Origin of the sequence: Streptococcus infantis, from assembly GCF_047460405.1 — a bacterium.
GTDB classification, from domain to species: domain Bacteria; phylum Bacillota; class Bacilli; order Lactobacillales; family Streptococcaceae; genus Streptococcus; species Streptococcus infantis_Q.
In genome coordinates, this window is sequence record NZ_JASHGH010000005.1 from 43,192 (window position 1) to 57,814 (window position 14,623).

Annotated in this window: 13 protein-coding genes; 9 read left to right on the forward strand and 4 right to left on the reverse strand. The window is 39.3% G+C overall.

What is annotated here, in order from left to right:
• Positions 1 to 9 precede the first annotated feature (9 nt).
• The 9 genes from QM928_RS03455 to QM928_RS03495 all read left to right on the forward strand — a co-directional run bounded on the left by QM928_RS03455 (position 10) and on the right by QM928_RS03495 (position 9,941).
• Positions 10 to 474, forward strand: coding sequence for an NUDIX hydrolase (locus QM928_RS03455; RefSeq protein WP_001135775.1), 465 nt, complete (start codon positions 10 to 12; stop codon positions 472 to 474).
• Between the two features lie 12 nt (positions 475 to 486).
• Entirely contained in the window at positions 487 to 1,758 is a 1,272-nt protein-coding gene (locus QM928_RS03460) for a dihydroorotase (RefSeq protein WP_414294505.1), read from the forward strand.
• A gap of 10 nt (positions 1,759 to 1,768) precedes the next feature.
• Positions 1,769 to 2,029 carry a hypothetical protein gene (locus tag QM928_RS03465; RefSeq protein ID WP_075230518.1) on the forward strand — a complete coding sequence of 87 codons (261 nt, stop codon included), beginning with the start codon at positions 1,769 to 1,771 and terminating at the stop codon, positions 2,027 to 2,029.
• 11 nt (positions 2,030 to 2,040) lie between these two features.
• The gene (locus QM928_RS03470) at positions 2,041 to 3,381 is read left to right on the forward strand and encodes an MATE family efflux transporter (protein WP_414294504.1); all 1,341 of its coding nucleotides are present in this window, start codon (positions 2,041 to 2,043) and stop codon (positions 3,379 to 3,381) included.
• Between the two features lie 180 nt (positions 3,382 to 3,561).
• Positions 3,562 to 4,530, forward strand: coding sequence for a thiamine pyrophosphate-dependent dehydrogenase E1 component subunit alpha (locus QM928_RS03475; RefSeq protein WP_311522290.1), 969 nt, complete (start codon positions 3,562 to 3,564; stop codon positions 4,528 to 4,530).
• Between the two features lie 17 nt (positions 4,531 to 4,547).
• Positions 4,548 to 5,540, forward strand: a complete 993-nt coding sequence (locus QM928_RS03480) for an alpha-ketoacid dehydrogenase subunit beta (RefSeq protein ID WP_414294503.1) — start codon at positions 4,548 to 4,550, stop codon at positions 5,538 to 5,540.
• A 569-nt stretch (positions 5,541 to 6,109) separates the two neighbouring features.
• A complete protein-coding gene (locus QM928_RS03485; protein ID WP_049503337.1) occupies positions 6,110 to 7,153 on the forward strand; it encodes a dihydrolipoamide acetyltransferase in 1,044 nt (347 codons plus the stop codon).
• Positions 7,154 to 7,191: 38 nt separating this feature from the next.
• A complete protein-coding gene (lpdA, locus tag QM928_RS03490) occupies positions 7,192 to 8,895 on the forward strand; it encodes a dihydrolipoyl dehydrogenase (protein WP_414294502.1) in 1,704 nt (567 codons plus the stop codon).
• Positions 8,896 to 8,951: 56 nt separating this feature from the next.
• The gene (locus QM928_RS03495) at positions 8,952 to 9,941 is read left to right on the forward strand and encodes a lipoate--protein ligase (protein ID WP_311522293.1); all 990 of its coding nucleotides are present in this window, start codon (positions 8,952 to 8,954) and stop codon (positions 9,939 to 9,941) included.
• Between the two features lie 71 nt (positions 9,942 to 10,012).
• Here the strand turns inward: QM928_RS03495 and xerS are convergent, their stop codons facing one another.
• The 4 genes from xerS to ylqF all read right to left on the reverse strand — a co-directional run bounded on the left by xerS (position 10,013) and on the right by ylqF (position 14,615).
• The gene (xerS, locus tag QM928_RS03500) at positions 10,013 to 11,083 is read right to left on the reverse strand and encodes a tyrosine recombinase XerS (RefSeq protein WP_414294501.1); all 1,071 of its coding nucleotides are present in this window, start codon (positions 11,081 to 11,083) and stop codon (positions 10,013 to 10,015) included.
• Between the two features lie 349 nt (positions 11,084 to 11,432).
• The gene (locus tag QM928_RS03505) at positions 11,433 to 12,983 is read right to left on the reverse strand and encodes a chloride channel protein (protein ID WP_414294500.1); all 1,551 of its coding nucleotides are present in this window, start codon (positions 12,981 to 12,983) and stop codon (positions 11,433 to 11,435) included.
• 11 nt (positions 12,984 to 12,994) lie between these two features.
• Positions 12,995 to 13,777 (reverse strand): ribonuclease HII, encoded by a 783-nt coding sequence (locus QM928_RS03510; protein ID WP_414294499.1) that lies wholly within the window; start codon positions 13,775 to 13,777, stop codon positions 12,995 to 12,997.
• Positions 13,764 to 14,615 (reverse strand): ribosome biogenesis GTPase YlqF, encoded by an 852-nt coding sequence (ylqF, locus tag QM928_RS03515; RefSeq protein WP_248034236.1) that lies wholly within the window; start codon positions 14,613 to 14,615, stop codon positions 13,764 to 13,766. Before ylqF ends, QM928_RS03510 begins: the two co-directional genes overlap by 14 nt.
• Positions 14,616 to 14,623 lie beyond the last annotated feature (8 nt).

Here is a 14,623-nt window from a genome sequence, read left to right on the forward strand (position 1 = left end):
GGAGAGAATATGCCTCAGCTAGCGACAATTTGCTACATTGATAATGGAAAAGAATTGCTCATGCTTCATCGCAATAAAAAGCCTAATGATGTCCATGAAGGAAAATGGATCGGTGTAGGTGGAAAGTTAGAGCGTGGAGAAACTCCACAAGAATGTGCTGCTCGTGAGATTTTAGAAGAAACTGGTCTAAAAGCAAAACCAGTATTAAAAGGAGTTATCACCTTTCCAGAGTTTACACCGGACTTGGACTGGTACACCTACGTCTTTAAGGTGACAGAATTCGAGGGAGAATTGATTGACTGTAATGAAGGAACATTAGAATGGGTTCCTTACGATGAAGTTTTAAGCAAACCGACCTGGGAAGGTGACCATACCTTTGTCGAGTGGCTTTTAGAAGATAAGCCCTTCTTTTCAGCTAAGTTTGTCTATGATGGTGATAAATTATTGGACACTCAAGTTGATTTCTACGAATAAAGGAGAAAGCAGATGCTAGTAATCAAAAATGGTCGTGTCATGGATCCAAAGTCTGGTTTGGATCAAGTTTGTGATGTTTTGGTTGATGAAGGGAAAATTGTTCAAATTGCTCCTGAAATCCAGGAAGAAGGTGCTCAAGTAATAGATGCTACTGGTCTTGTAGTTGCGCCTGGTTTGGTGGATATCCATGTTCATTTCCGTGAACCAGGTCAAACACATAAAGAAGACATTCATACAGGAGCACTAGCAGCAGCTGCAGGTGGTTTTACGACAGTCGTAATGATGGCTAATACCAATCCAACTATCTCAGATGTTGAGACTTTAGAGGAAGTTCTTCAATCAGCAGCAAAGGAAAAGATTAACGTTAAGTCTGTCGCAACGATTACCAAAAACTTTAATGGCCAAGATTTGACAGATTTTAAGGCGCTTTTAGAAGCTGGTGCTGTTGGTTTTTCTGATGACGGGATTCCTCTTGAAAGTAGTAAAGTTGTCAAGGAATCCATGGAAGAAGCGAAAAAACTAAATACTTTTATTAGTCTTCATGAAGAAGATCCTGGCTTAAATGGTACGCTTGGTTTTAACGAAAATATCGCTAAAGAACACTTCCATATCTGTGGGGCAACAGGAGTAGCTGAGTATGCTATGATTGCTCGCGATGTTATGATTGCCTATGCAACAAAAGCTCATGTCCATATTCAGCATTTATCTAAAGAAGAAAGCGTTAAAGTAGTGGAGTTTGCTCAGGGGCTAGGTGCGCAAGTCACAGCAGAAGTAGCGCCACAGCATTTCTCTAAAACAGAAGCACTCCTTTTGACACAAGGTAGCAATGCTAAGATGAATCCTCCACTTCGTTTGGAATCAGATCGTCGTGCCGTGATTGAAGGTCTCAAGTCGGGTGTCATCACAGTTATTGCGACAGACCACGCGCCTCATCATGCAGATGAAAAAAATGTTGAGGATATTACCAAAGCGCCATCTGGTATGACAGGTTTGGAAACATCTCTTGCTCTCGGTTTGACTTATTTGGTCGAAGCTGGTGAGTTAAGTTTGATGGAATTGCTCGAAAAGATGACCTATAACCCAGCCAAACTTTATAACTTTGAAGCAGGTTACTTGGCTGAGAACGGTCCAGCAGATATCACTATTTTTGATGCCAAGGCTGACCGTCTTGTGGACTCCCATTTTGCTTCTAAAGCGTCTAACTCACCATTTATCGGTGAAAAGTTAAAAGGGCAGGTCAAATACACCATCTGTAAGGGCCAAATCGTTTATCAAGCAGAGTAGGAGCTTGAGGATGAATTATTTTCGTAAACTTAGAGATAGAAAAAGAAAGGCTTGTCACGGAGTGTTTTGTCCTGCTGCCAACCGTACTAAACTTCAATATGAAACCAAGGAAAAAGCTGACCACGCCGTAGACTATGATAATGGTGGCTTGGTTAGGAGCTATTATTGCGACACTTGTAATTGTTGGCACACGACATCGAAAGCTAGTAATCCACCATTAAGCTTGAAAAAATACGGCTTAAAGCTTTTTGGCTTGGATGAAAAGGAGTAGAAAGAGAAGGTATGTACTCAACTCAACATCTCAAAGATAAAATTATCTTATTTTTAAAAATATTCTTTCCGATATTGATTTACCAATTTGCTAATTATTCGGCCTCCTTTGTTGATACAACAATGACGGGTCAGTATAATACACTGGATCTGGCAGGAGTTTCCATAGCTACAAGCTTATGGAATCCTTTTTTCACCTTTCTGACAGGGATTGTATCAGCCTTGGTCCCTATTATTGGTCACCATTTGGGACAAGGAAAAAAGAAAGAAGTTTCTTCGGATTTTTATCAATTTCTTTATTTGGCTTTAGCCTTATCTATCGTACTTTTTGGCTTGGTTTTCTTTTTAGCACCAATTGTGTTACAATTCATGGGACTGGAAGTGGCTGTATCCAGCGTTGCCATACGTTATCTGTGGCTCTTAGCCATCGGTATTATTCCTCTCTTGCTTTTTAGTGTTATTCGATCGCTACTTGATACGCTAGGACTGACAAAATTGTCTATGTATCTCATGCTCCTCTTGCTACCCTTAAATAGTGGTTTCAACTATGTATTGATTTATGGAGCTTTTGGTTTTCCTGAGTTAGGAGGTGCAGGAGCAGGTCTGGGAACTTCCCTTGCCTACTGGGCTTTGTTGCTGATTTCGATTTTGGTCTTGTTAAAGCATAAAAAGCTCAAGGAATATCAACTCCAAAAACCTATGCCCCTACAAATCAAAAAAATCAAGGAAGCTATTTATCTTGGTCTACCAATTGGTGGGACGGTATTTGCTGAAGTAGCCATTTTTTCAGTTGTTGGTTTGATTATGGCGAAATTCTCATCACTTATTATTGCAAGTCATCAGTCAGCTATGAACTTTTCAAATCTGATGTATGCTTTTCCTATGAGTATTTCAACTGCGATGGCCATTGTGATTTCTTATGAGGTAGGAGCTAAACGGTTAGACGATGCAAAACAGTATATCCATATTGGCCGTTTAACAGCTATGGTATTTGCAGTTTTAACACTTAGTTTTCTCTACATCTATCGTGAAAATGTAGCTAGACTATATGGTCAAGATTCAGAATTTATTCAACTGACAGCATCTTTTATGACCTATAGTTTGTTCTTCCAGTTAGCTGATACCTTTGCGGCACCTTTACAAGGAATTTTAAGAGGTTACAAGGATACGATTGTTCCTTTTTGTCTTGGTCTTCTCGGATACTGGGGTGTTGGGATTCCGCTTGGCTTATATCTTGATTATTCGACTAGTTTAGGTGCGTACTCCTATTGGATTGCTCTTATCATTAGTTTAATGGTAAGTGGAATTCTTTATCAGTGGCGTTTACAAGTTATTATGAAAAGATTCAAATAATTTGTTGAAAAATGATGAAAAAACAACTTGTGAAATTTGTATTTTACACAAAGAAAAGTCTTGATTTCATTGGCTTTTCTTTTTTTATATTGTGAAAAATTATCAAGCATAATCTTTGACTCTAGTTAACCTATAAGTTAGAATAGAACTATAAGAAATTAAACTTAGAAAGGCAAGATTATGTCAACTTTAGATAAAAATCTTTTGCTTGAGATGTTCCGTAAGATGGAAGAAATTCGTCGTATGGACTTAAAAATTGCTCAATTAGTAAAAAAAGGAAAAGTGCCAGGAATGACGCACTTTTCTGTTGGTGAGGAAGCTGCCAACGTTGGGGCTATGTTAGCTCTAAACGAAGACGACCTCATAACATCGAACCACCGTGGTCACGGACAAGCCATTGCTAAAGGAATCGACCTTAATGGTATGATGGCTGAAATCCTTGGTAAGTATACTGGAACTTGTAAAGGTAAAGGTGGATCAATGCACATCGCCGACCTAGATGCAGGTAACCTTGGTGCTAATGGTATCGTAGGTGGTGGTATGGGGATTGCAGTAGGTGCAGCCCTTACTCAACAAATGAAAAACACTGGTAAAATCGTTGTCTGCTTCTTTGGTGATGGAGCAACTAACGAAGGTGTATTCCACGAAGCTGTTAATATGGCTTCAATTTGGAATCTTCCAGTAATTTTCTACTGTATCAATAACGGTTATGGAATTTCAGCAGATATTAAGAAAATGACCAATGTTCAACATATCCATGAACGTAGCGCAGCTTATGGTATTCCTGGTATGTTTATTGAAGATGGTAACAATGTTATCGATGTCTACGAAGGATTTAAGAAAGCAGTTGACCATGTTCGTTCTGGTAAAGGTCCTGTCTTGATTGAAAGTGTAACCTATCGTTGGCTTGGTCACTCATCATCAGACCCTGGTAAATATCGTACACGTGAAGAAGTCGATATGTGGAAGGAAAAAGATCCAATCGAAAACCTCCGCAAGTACCTTGTTGAAAATAAAATTGCTAGTGCAGAAGAACTTGAAGAAATTCAGGCTCAAGTCAAGGAAGCAGTGGAGGCATCTGTTAAGTTTGCAGAAGAAAGTCCATTCCCTCCGCTTGAATCAGCATTTGAAGATATTTACGCAGACTAAGGAGAAGTAGAGAAAATATGGAAACTAAATTAATGTCTTTCCGCGATACCATTATCCTTGCAATGTCTGAGGAAATGCGTCGTGATGAAAATGTACTCTTGATGGGTGAAGATGTCGGTGTCTTTGGTGGAGACTTTGGTACATCTGTAGGTATGCTTGAAGAATTTGGACCAGAACGTGTACGTGACTGTCCAATTTCAGAAGCTGCAATTTCTGGTGCTGCTGCTGGTGCTGCTATGACTGGCCTTCGTCCAATCGTTGATATGACTTTCATGGACTTTTCAGTTATTGCCATGGATGCTATCGTCAACCAAGCAGCTAAAACTCGCTACATGTTTGGTGGTAAAGGCCAAGTCCCAATGACTATCCGCTGTGCAGCTGGTAACGGAGTAGGTTCTGCAGCTCAACACTCACAATCATTGGAATCTTGGTTTACTCATATCCCAGGATTGAAGGTTGTAGCTCCAGGTACACCAGCTGATATGAAAGGGCTTCTTAAGTCTTCTATTCGCGACAACAACCCAGTTATCATTCTGGAATACAAATCAGAATTCAACCAAAAAGGTGAGGTTCCTGTTGATCCAGACTATACTATCCCACTTGGTGTCGGAGAAATCAAACGAGAAGGAACGGATGTTACAGTTGTAACCTATGGTAAAATGCTTCGTCGTGTTATGCAAGTAGCTGAAGAGTTAGCTGAAGAAGGCATCTCAGTAGAAGTAGTAGACCCACGTACTTTGGTTCCACTTGATAAAGACATCATTATTAATTCAGTTAAGAAGACTGGAAAAGTAGTTCTTGTCAACGATGCCCACAAGACAAGTGGTTTTATCGGTGAAATCTCAGCTATCATTTCTGAATCAGAAGCATTTGATTACTTAGACGCTCCAATCCGTCGATGTGCAGGTGAGGATGTACCAATGCCTTATGCACAAAATCTTGAAAATGCAATGATTCCGACAGTTGAAAGCATCAAAGATGCCATCCGTAAAACATATAATAAACAATAATACATAAAATAAATTATGTAATATGTATTAGTATTTTATGTTTAGTTTTAAATTGATAAAAAGCGACAGTTTTTTGACGAATCGATAATATTTGGCAAAAAACTTAGTAAGTCTACTAGGTTGGCCGCCTAATAGCGGCAACCGTAGCAACTTGAGACACGTTCCGTGTCCAAGTTGCTTGTAGAGTTGAATCCGGACGGAGGACCGTGAAAAAAAGATAGATTTCCTTGTGTTCATCGAACACAGCGTCAATCTCCTATTTTTTCTTTGTCCTCTACGTTCTTGATATCTTAGATTAGAGCACGGGCTAAAAGCCCTTTGCATCATAAAATTGAACTCGGGCTAAAGTCTGGGTGAAAAAGATAAACTTTCCTAGAAACTAAAGTTTCTTCGTCAAGTTTCCTATTTTCACTGAGACTTTTGACGCCCTTAGTATCTTATAATTGAATTCGGACGGAGGTCTGCGAAAAAAAGATAGATTTCCTTGTGTTCATGCAACACATCGTCAATCTCCTATTTTTTCATTGCCCTCTTCGTCCTTAATATCTTGTAATAGAATAGGAGAGGTCATGGCTGATGATAAGCTAAGAGCGACTCCTGCGGCTAGAAAATTAGCGGATGATTTAGGAATTAATCTCTACGACATTTCTGGCTCAGGCGCAAACGGTCGTGTCCACAAAGAAGACGTGGAAACATTTAAAGACACTAATGTGGTTCGCATTTCACCACTCGCAAAACGAATTGCACTAGAGCATAATATTGCTTGGCAGGAAATCCAAGGAACTGGTCACCGTGGTAAGATTATGAAGAAGGATGTTTTAGCCTTCCTTCCTGAAAATATCGAAAACGATACGATTAAATCACCTGCTCAAATTGAGAAAGTCGAAGAAGTTCCAGATAACGTAACACCTTATGGAGAAATCGAGCGTATTCCGATGACTCCTATGCGTAAAGTTATTGCTCAACGTATGGTTGAGTCTTACTTGACTGCTCCAACATTTACGCTTAACTACGATGTAGATATGTCTGAAATGCTTGCCCTTCGAAAGAAAGTGCTTGATCCAATCATGGAAGCAACTGGCAAGAAAATCACTGTTACCGATTTGCTTTCACTAGCAGTTGTTAAGACGCTTATGAAACACCCTTACATCAACGCTTCATTGACAGAAGATGGTAAGACAATCATCACTCACAACTATGTCAACCTTGCGATGGCAGTTGGTATGGATAATGGATTGATGACACCAGTTGTCTATAATGCAGAAAAAATGAGCTTGTCTGAGTTGGTAGTTGCATTTAAAGACGTTATTGGACGTACCTTGGATGGTAAACTAGCTCCTAGCGAATTGCAAAATTCAACCTTCACCATCAGTAACTTGGGGATGTTTGGTGTTCAATCATTCGGTCCTATCATCAATCAACCAAACTCAGCAATTCTCGGAGTTAGCTCAACAGTTGAGAAACCAGTTGTAGTTAATGGTGAAATCGTGATTCGTCCAATTATGAGTCTTGGATTGACAATTGACCACCGTGTCGTAGATGGTATGGCTGGTGCTAAGTTTATGAAAGACTTAAAAGCTTTGATTGAGAACCCAATCTCAATGTTGGTTTAAAGTATTTGTTTTAGAAAAATAGATAGAGGAAGTAAGATATGGCCTTAGAAGTAATTATGCCAAAAGCCGGCGTGGATATGACAGAAGGACAAATCGTCCAATGGAATAAAAAAGTCGGAGAATTTGTAAAAGAAGGAGAAATCCTTTTGGAAATCATGACTGACAAAGTCAGCATGGAATTGGAAGCAGAAGAAGATGGATACTTAATCGCTATCCTTAAAGGGGATGGTGAAACTGTTCCAGTTACAGAAGTAATCGGCTATCTTGGTGAAGAAGGGGAAAATATCCCATCAGCAGGAGCTGCTGCACCAGAAGCTAGCCCAGTACCTGCAGTAAGTGCTTCAAACGATGATGGTAAGAGCGATGATGCTTACGATATCGTTGTTATTGGTGGTGGACCTGCTGGTTATGTTTCTGCTATTAAAGCAGCTCAATTAGGTGGTAAAGTGGCTCTTGTTGAGAAATCTGAACTTGGTGGAACTTGCTTGAACCGCGGATGTATCCCAACTAAGACTTACCTTCACAATGCTGAAATCATCGAAAATATCGGTCATGCAGCAAATCGTGGTATTGTGATAGAAAATCCTAACTTCACAGTTGATATGGACAAACTTTTAGAAACAAAATCTAAAGTTGTTAATACTCTTGTTGGTGGTGTTGCAGGACTCCTTCGTAGTTACGGAGTTGATGTTCATAAGGGTATCGGTACAATCACTAAAGATAAGAATGTCTTGGTAAATGGTTCTGAATTGCTTGAAACTAAGAAGATTATCCTTGCTGGTGGTTCAAAAGTAAGCAAAATCAACGTTCCTGGTATGGAATCATCACTTGTGATGACGAGTGACGACATCCTAGAAATGAACGAAGTACCAGAAAGCCTTGTGATCATTGGCGGTGGTGTTGTCGGAATCGAACTTGGACAAGCCTTCATGACGTTCGGTTCAAAAGTTACCGTTATCGAAATGATGGACCGTATTGTTCCAGCTATGGATGCGGAAGTATCTAAGAATCTTCGTTTAATCCTTGAACGTAAAGGTATGACTATCTTGACAGACACTAAACTTCAAGAAATCATTGAAGAAGATGGCAAACTTCGTATCAAGGTTGAAGGAAAAAATGATATCATTGCTAACAAAGCTCTTCTATCAATCGGACGTGTTCCAGACCTTGAAGGTATCGGTGAAGTTGAATTTGAATTAGAACGTGGCCGTATCAAGGTTAACGAATACATGGAAACTTCTGTTCCAGGTATCTACGCACCAGGTGATATCAACGGTACTAAGATGTTGGCTCACGCTGCCTTCCGTATGGGTGAAGTTGCGGCTGAAAATGCGCTTAAAGGAAACCACGCTGTTGCCAAATTGAACTTGACTCCTGCAGCTATTTATACACTTCCTGAAGTAGCAGCTGTTGGTTTGACTGAAGAACAAGCTCGTGAAAAATACGATGTTCAAATTGGTAAATTTAACTTTGCTGCAAACGGACGTGCAATTGCATCAGATGCTGCTCAAGGATTTGTTAAAGTCATTGCAGACAAGAAATATGGTGAAATCCTTGGTGTTCATATCATTGGTCCTGCTGCTGCAGAGTTGATCAACGAAGCGTCAAGTATCATCGAAATGGAAATCACTGTTGAAGAAATGCTTAAGACAATCCACGGACACCCAACATACTCTGAAGTTATGTACGAAGCATTTGCTGATGTTCTTGGAATGGCCATCCATTCACCTAAGAAAAAATAAAGATAGATAGTTTAGACTGGAATTTTTTTCCAGTCTCTATCGTATAAAGGGATATCATGAAATATATTATCAATCATTCAAACGACACTGCCTTTAATATCGCTTTAGAGGAATATGCTTTTAAACACCTTTTGGACGAGGATCAAATCTTCCTTCTTTGGATTAACAAACCGTCTATCATTGTTGGTCGTCACCAGAATACTATTGAAGAAATTAACCGTGATTATGTTCGAGAAAATGGTATTGAGGTGGTCCGCCGTATCAGTGGTGGTGGAGCTGTTTACCACGATTTAAACAACCTCAACTACACCATCATTTCAAAAGAAGATGAAAACAAGGCCTTTGACTTCAAGAGCTTCTCAACTCCAGTTATCAATACCTTAGCTCAACTAGGCGTTAAAGCTGAGTTCACAGGCCGTAATGACCTTGAGATTGATGGCAAAAAATTCTGTGGCAATGCCCAAGCCTATATCAATGGCCGTATTATGCACCATGGTTGTCTTCTCTTTGACGTGGACTTGTCAGTCCTAGCTAACGCACTTAAAGTGTCTAAAGATAAGTTTGAATCAAAAGGGGTTAAATCAGTCCGTGCTCGAGTAACTAATATTATCGATGAGTTGCCAGAAAAAATCACTGTTGAAGAATTCCGTGATCTACTTTTGGAATACATGAAAAAAGAATATCCTGAAATGACAGAATATGTATTTTCAGATGAAGAATTGGCTGAAATCAATCGAATCAAAGAAACTAAGTTTGGAACTTGGGACTGGAATTATGGGAAATCACCTGAATACAATGTCCGCCGTGGAACAAAATTCCCAAGTGGTAAGGTTGAAATCTTCGCTAACGTCATTGAATCAAAAATCCAAGACATCAAGATCTACGGTGACTTCTTCGGTATCGAAGATGTTGCAGCCGTGGAAGATGTTCTTCGTGGCGTTAAATACGAACGTGAAGATGTTCTTAAAGCCCTTCAAACCATTAACTTAGGCCGTTACTTCGCAGGGATCACTGCAGAAGAAATTGCTGAGGCAGTGGTTGAATAAAGCAAAAAGAAGTTGGTTTTTCCCAGCTTCTTTTTTTGTAGCTATTATTTACATAAATTATATTATGTAGTTTATAAGCTGTCTAAAGCATTTTTCTGTTCATCATTGACAATATGGGTATACAAGTCAGTAACTTGTGTGCTGGCATGTCCCAGTTGATGGCTTACCAAAACCTGCGACTTGGTTGCATCATAGAGACGAGTTGCAAGCGTATGGCGTAGTTTGTGGGGAGTTACCCGAACTTTGAAGTCTTCTGAATACTTGGCCACCATCTTTTCGACACTAGAAGCATCGATACGGTTTGGAACACCTCGATACAAGGTCAGAAAGAGAGCTGTATCAGTCCTTTCTGTCTTATAACGTTTGTCTCGAATAGCAAGATATTGCTCCAGATAAGGCTTAGCAAAGGCGGCTACATTTACCGAATCGCGTTTCCCACCTTTTCGAGTGACGTCAATGACCATCATCTTAAGATTGAGGTCACGAAGGTCTAGGTTAACAGCTTCAGATAAACGGACACCAGATGCCAAGAGAAGGGCGATAATGGCCAAATCACGTTCCTTATTTTTTTTAAACGATGATAGAGCACGATTTGAGAGTTGTTGTGGGTACTCTTGGTCGATATAAGTCAGAAAACCTTCTGTTTCATCACCTAAAAAGAGTTTTTGCTTGATATTCTCAGCCCGTGCAGCCAAGGTTTCTTTCTTTTTCTTGGTAGCAACCTTCTTCATGACATTACGATAGAAATAAGGTTCCCCTTGCTCGTTTTCAACTTCCTCAGTTAAATACTTATAAAGACTAGAAAGAGCTGATAAAGTACGGTTAATGGTTGTTTGGAAGACACCATTTTTAGTTGTATTAGCATTAAGCAAAGGACGTTCACGTAAGTAAAGAATAAAAGATTCCATGTCTTTCTTAGTCATGTTCTCCAGAACATCCAAAGGAATATTTGCCATAGTATCAGCATCCGATATACCAGATTCCAAAACCCAGGTGAAAAATCGATCGTATTCCTTTAAGTATTCGTACAATGTCGTAAAACTGTAGGGAACGGCCAATTTTGATTGGTAGTATTCCAGAACGTACCAGGGCATAACTTGTTTGAGTTTATCAATCCGTTCTAATAAGATCTCGCGTTTCATGTTTTTCTCCAAATATTCTATACTAGTAGTATAGCATAGCTAGTTATATTTTTCAAGAAAATTATAGTTTTTCGGAAAGATGTTATAGGGGAGATTTAGGAATGTTCAAATAAGACTAACAATTCTAGAAACCGTCTAGATTCGCTAAGTAAATAATTGATCATTAATTTATTGACTTAAAAAATTTCTAAAGCTTCTACAGTTTAAGTTTATTAGAATACAATATAAAAACTCGATACCATTATTTAGGAATCGAGTTTTGATTCATATGATTCGGTCTATCATTTTAATTACTAATCTTAGACCACTAATATACAAGACATAATATAATTTATGTAAATAACTAATTCTACAACAATAAATCTTTCACTTTTCCAATTTCACTTTTTGGAATCACGAGATGAATCATATCACCTAGATACATCCTTGTAGATCCATTAACTGTCTTACTTTTACCATTATGTACTTGGGTTGTGATGAGTACGTTGTGTGGTAAATTGAGTTCATGTACTTGCTTACCAGCTATTTTGTCTGATACTGGAATTTCAATTAGGGTAATTTCTCCATCATTAGTTGCTGTTTCAGGTAACATTTTTTCTAGCATGGCTTCATAGACGGGCGCCCCTTTGAGCAGATCCATAACAATATAGGCAACTAGGGTCACCATACCTAATGGCATGAGATTTCGGATATCACCGACCATCTCAGTCACAAGAATCATAGCTGTCAAAGGAGCTTTTGAGATAGCACCAAAATAGCCACTCATTCCAAGAATCACAAAGATAGGGAATTGCTGCTGGCTAACAAGGCCAAGATTGACACAAATAACACCGACCAGAGCTCCAAGTAAGGATCCTAAAGCTAAAATAGGTAGGAAAATTCCACCAGGAAGTCCACTTCCGTAACTGATCATGCTCCAGATAAAGCGAATGATGAAGTAAATTAAGAGAATTTGGAAGCTAAAATCTTGTTCTGTTAATGATAAGACAACCTGATTTCCCCCCCCAAGTATTTGAGGTAGGAATATTCCCACAGGAATAATCAGGATAAAAGCAAAAATTGGATGATAAGCTTTGTCAATGTGAACCTTTTTCCCAATCCAATCATAAACTTTGCCGACATTCAGAACGGCTTTCTCATATAGATATCCAGAAACTCCAAGAAAAATCCCCATAACCAGATAAATCCAATATTGACTAAGACTCATGAGAGGGATATCATCCGGCATATCAAGCACAGGAGTTAAGCCAAAGATGAGAAGGGAAACGAAGTTTGCTACTAGACTAGCAGCCAAGGTAGAAACCCAGAAGAATCTTGAAAAATGGTGATAGACTTCTTCCACTACAAATAATAACCCCGCAATCGGTGCATTAAAGGCTGCAGCAAGTCCAGCAGCAGCTCCGCTAGCAATCAAAGAACGCTCCTCAACAGGGCTAGACTTGAGCCATTTAGCAATTCCTTTTCCTCCAGCGGCACCTAGCTGAATACTGGGACCTTCACGACCTAGCATGAGTCCGCTAGCAATTGCCAATATACCTAAAATATATTTTTTCCAGAGAACACTCCACCAATTGAGAGACATGAGACCTTTTAACTCCGCTTCAACTTGAGGAATACCAGAACCTTTAATATCTTTTTCTGAGCGTGTTAATTTGGCACTAAGTAAGCAAATGAGGATATAAAACAATAAAATAATCAATAGATTCCGTATCAGATTCTCTTGGTCTTGATAAAATCCTTGAACGATATGAAAGCCTTTTTCGATCAAAAATCGAAATGATCCTACAATAAGTCCTACGACTAATCCAACAATAATACCTCGCCCTACTTGAGCTAAGATCGTACTGGACGCGAAGGCAAACTCTTTCTTGGAACTAAGTATTTCCGACTGTTCCTCCATAATTTTCTCCTCTAATTATCTTTTTCAGCTTCTGAAACGATTGTTTTAATCGGTTCAAAGCTTGTGCGATGAATGGGTGTAACACCGTGCTTTTCTAAACCTTCTAAATGTTTAGCCGTTCCATAACCAGCATTTTGAGAAAAATCATAACCTGGAAATTCCTGATCATAGTTAGCCATGATTTTATCTCTGGTAACCTTAGCAATGATGGATGCAGCTGCAATGGATAGGGAATTCGCATCTCCTTTGATGATGGATGTCTGAGAAATCGGCAAATCCAACTTCATAGCATCAATCAAGAGGTGCTCTGGTTGAGGCTCAAGCTGATAAATAGCTTCTTTCATGGCTAGTTTCGTCGCTTCGTAGATATTGACTTGATCAATGACTTGATTGTCCATAATCCCAATACCGATTGCTAGGGCATTATCTTTGACAGCCTGAAAAATCTCTTCATGTTTTTTCTTGGGAATCTTTTTACTGTCATTCAAGCCTTTTATTTTACAATTTTTGGGCAGAATGACTGCTGCAGCAACAACAGGACCAGCTAAGGGACCTCTACCAACTTCATCAACTCCAGCAATGAAGCTTATTCCATTCTCGTAAAGCTCTTTTTCATAGCTAAGCATAGCCTCTAAGCGGAGATTTTCATCAATGTCAGATTGAAGGGCTTTTTTCCGCTTTTGAATTTCTTTTTGGACACCTGAACGAGAATCTTTTTCAAATTCCTTGAACAAGGGACTTTCAAGTTCAGTTATCTTTGCTAATGCTTCTCTTATTTCTTTAATCGTTGCCATTGAGGTCTTCCAATGTATCTAATGTATAGTTGCCTAGTTTTCCATCACGAACTTCCTTGACAAAGAGGTTGTAAAATCGATCGTAATCATCACGGAAACCAAGGATACGCGTCATATCCATGATAATTTCTGGAGCTTCATCATCCAGATTCATTTGTTTGAAACGTTCTTGAAGCTTATCGGGATAATGGGTTTTAAAGTAGTTGAGTCCAAAAATCGTCACTTCATCCATTGGAAGCAACTGATCTTTGATAGCTCCAGTCAATGCGAGTTTAAGGGCGACCGTTTCATCTTCGAATTTTGGCCAGAGAATCCCTGGGGTGTCCAAGATTTCAAGGTCCTTATTGGTTTTAAGCCATTGTTGGCCTTTTGTCACACCTGGCTTGTTACCAACTACAGCAATTTTCTTACCAGCCAAACGGTTCATCAGCGTTGATTTACCAGCGTTTGGAATCCCGATAATCATGGTGCGTAAGGTTTCAATTTGAATTCCACGTTCCTTTTGACGAGCAATCTTATCTGCCATGAGCTTCTTAGCAGCATCCGTTACGACTTTTACAGTAATTTGTTCTTTAGAATTAATGGCCAGTGTTTGAATTCCTTGGGATTCAAAGTGCTGACGCCATTCTTTTGTTAATGCTGGGTCTGCTAGGTCTGCCTTGTTCAAAATCAATAGTCTTGGTTTATCTCCTACAATTTTAGTTAGCATCGGATTTTGACTAGACAAGGGCAAACGTGCATCTACCAAAATAGTCACAAAATCAACAAATTTTAAATTTTCCTGAACCTGACGACGCGCCTTAGACATGTGTCCAGGAAACCATTGAATAGTTGCCATTCTGTAAA

Coding starts and splice junctions, on each gene's coding strand:
- QM928_RS03475 (WP_311522290.1), top strand. CDS start 3,562: ATGTCAACTTTAGATAAAAATCTTTTGCTTGAGATGTTCCGTAAGATG.
- lpdA (WP_414294502.1), top strand. CDS start 7,192: ATGGCCTTAGAAGTAATTATGCCAAAAGCCGGCGTGGATATGACAGAA.
- QM928_RS03480 (WP_414294503.1), top strand. CDS start 4,548: ATGGAAACTAAATTAATGTCTTTCCGCGATACCATTATCCTTGCAATG.
- QM928_RS03460 (WP_414294505.1), top strand. CDS start 487: ATGCTAGTAATCAAAAATGGTCGTGTCATGGATCCAAAGTCTGGTTTG.
- QM928_RS03505 (WP_414294500.1), bottom strand. CDS start 12,983: ATGGAGGAACAGTCGGAAATACTTAGTTCCAAGAAAGAGTTTGCCTTC.
- QM928_RS03470 (WP_414294504.1), top strand. CDS start 2,041: ATGTACTCAACTCAACATCTCAAAGATAAAATTATCTTATTTTTAAAA.
- ylqF (WP_248034236.1), bottom strand. CDS start 14,615: ATGGCAACTATTCAATGGTTTCCTGGACACATGTCTAAGGCGCGTCGT.
- QM928_RS03465 (WP_075230518.1), top strand. CDS start 1,769: ATGAATTATTTTCGTAAACTTAGAGATAGAAAAAGAAAGGCTTGTCAC.
- QM928_RS03510 (WP_414294499.1), bottom strand. CDS start 13,777: ATGGCAACGATTAAAGAAATAAGAGAAGCATTAGCAAAGATAACTGAA.
- xerS (WP_414294501.1), bottom strand. CDS start 11,083: ATGAAACGCGAGATCTTATTAGAACGGATTGATAAACTCAAACAAGTT.
- QM928_RS03495 (WP_311522293.1), top strand. CDS start 8,952: ATGAAATATATTATCAATCATTCAAACGACACTGCCTTTAATATCGCT.
- QM928_RS03455 (WP_001135775.1), top strand. CDS start 10: ATGCCTCAGCTAGCGACAATTTGCTACATTGATAATGGAAAAGAATTG.
- QM928_RS03485 (WP_049503337.1), top strand. CDS start 6,110: ATGGCTGATGATAAGCTAAGAGCGACTCCTGCGGCTAGAAAATTAGCG.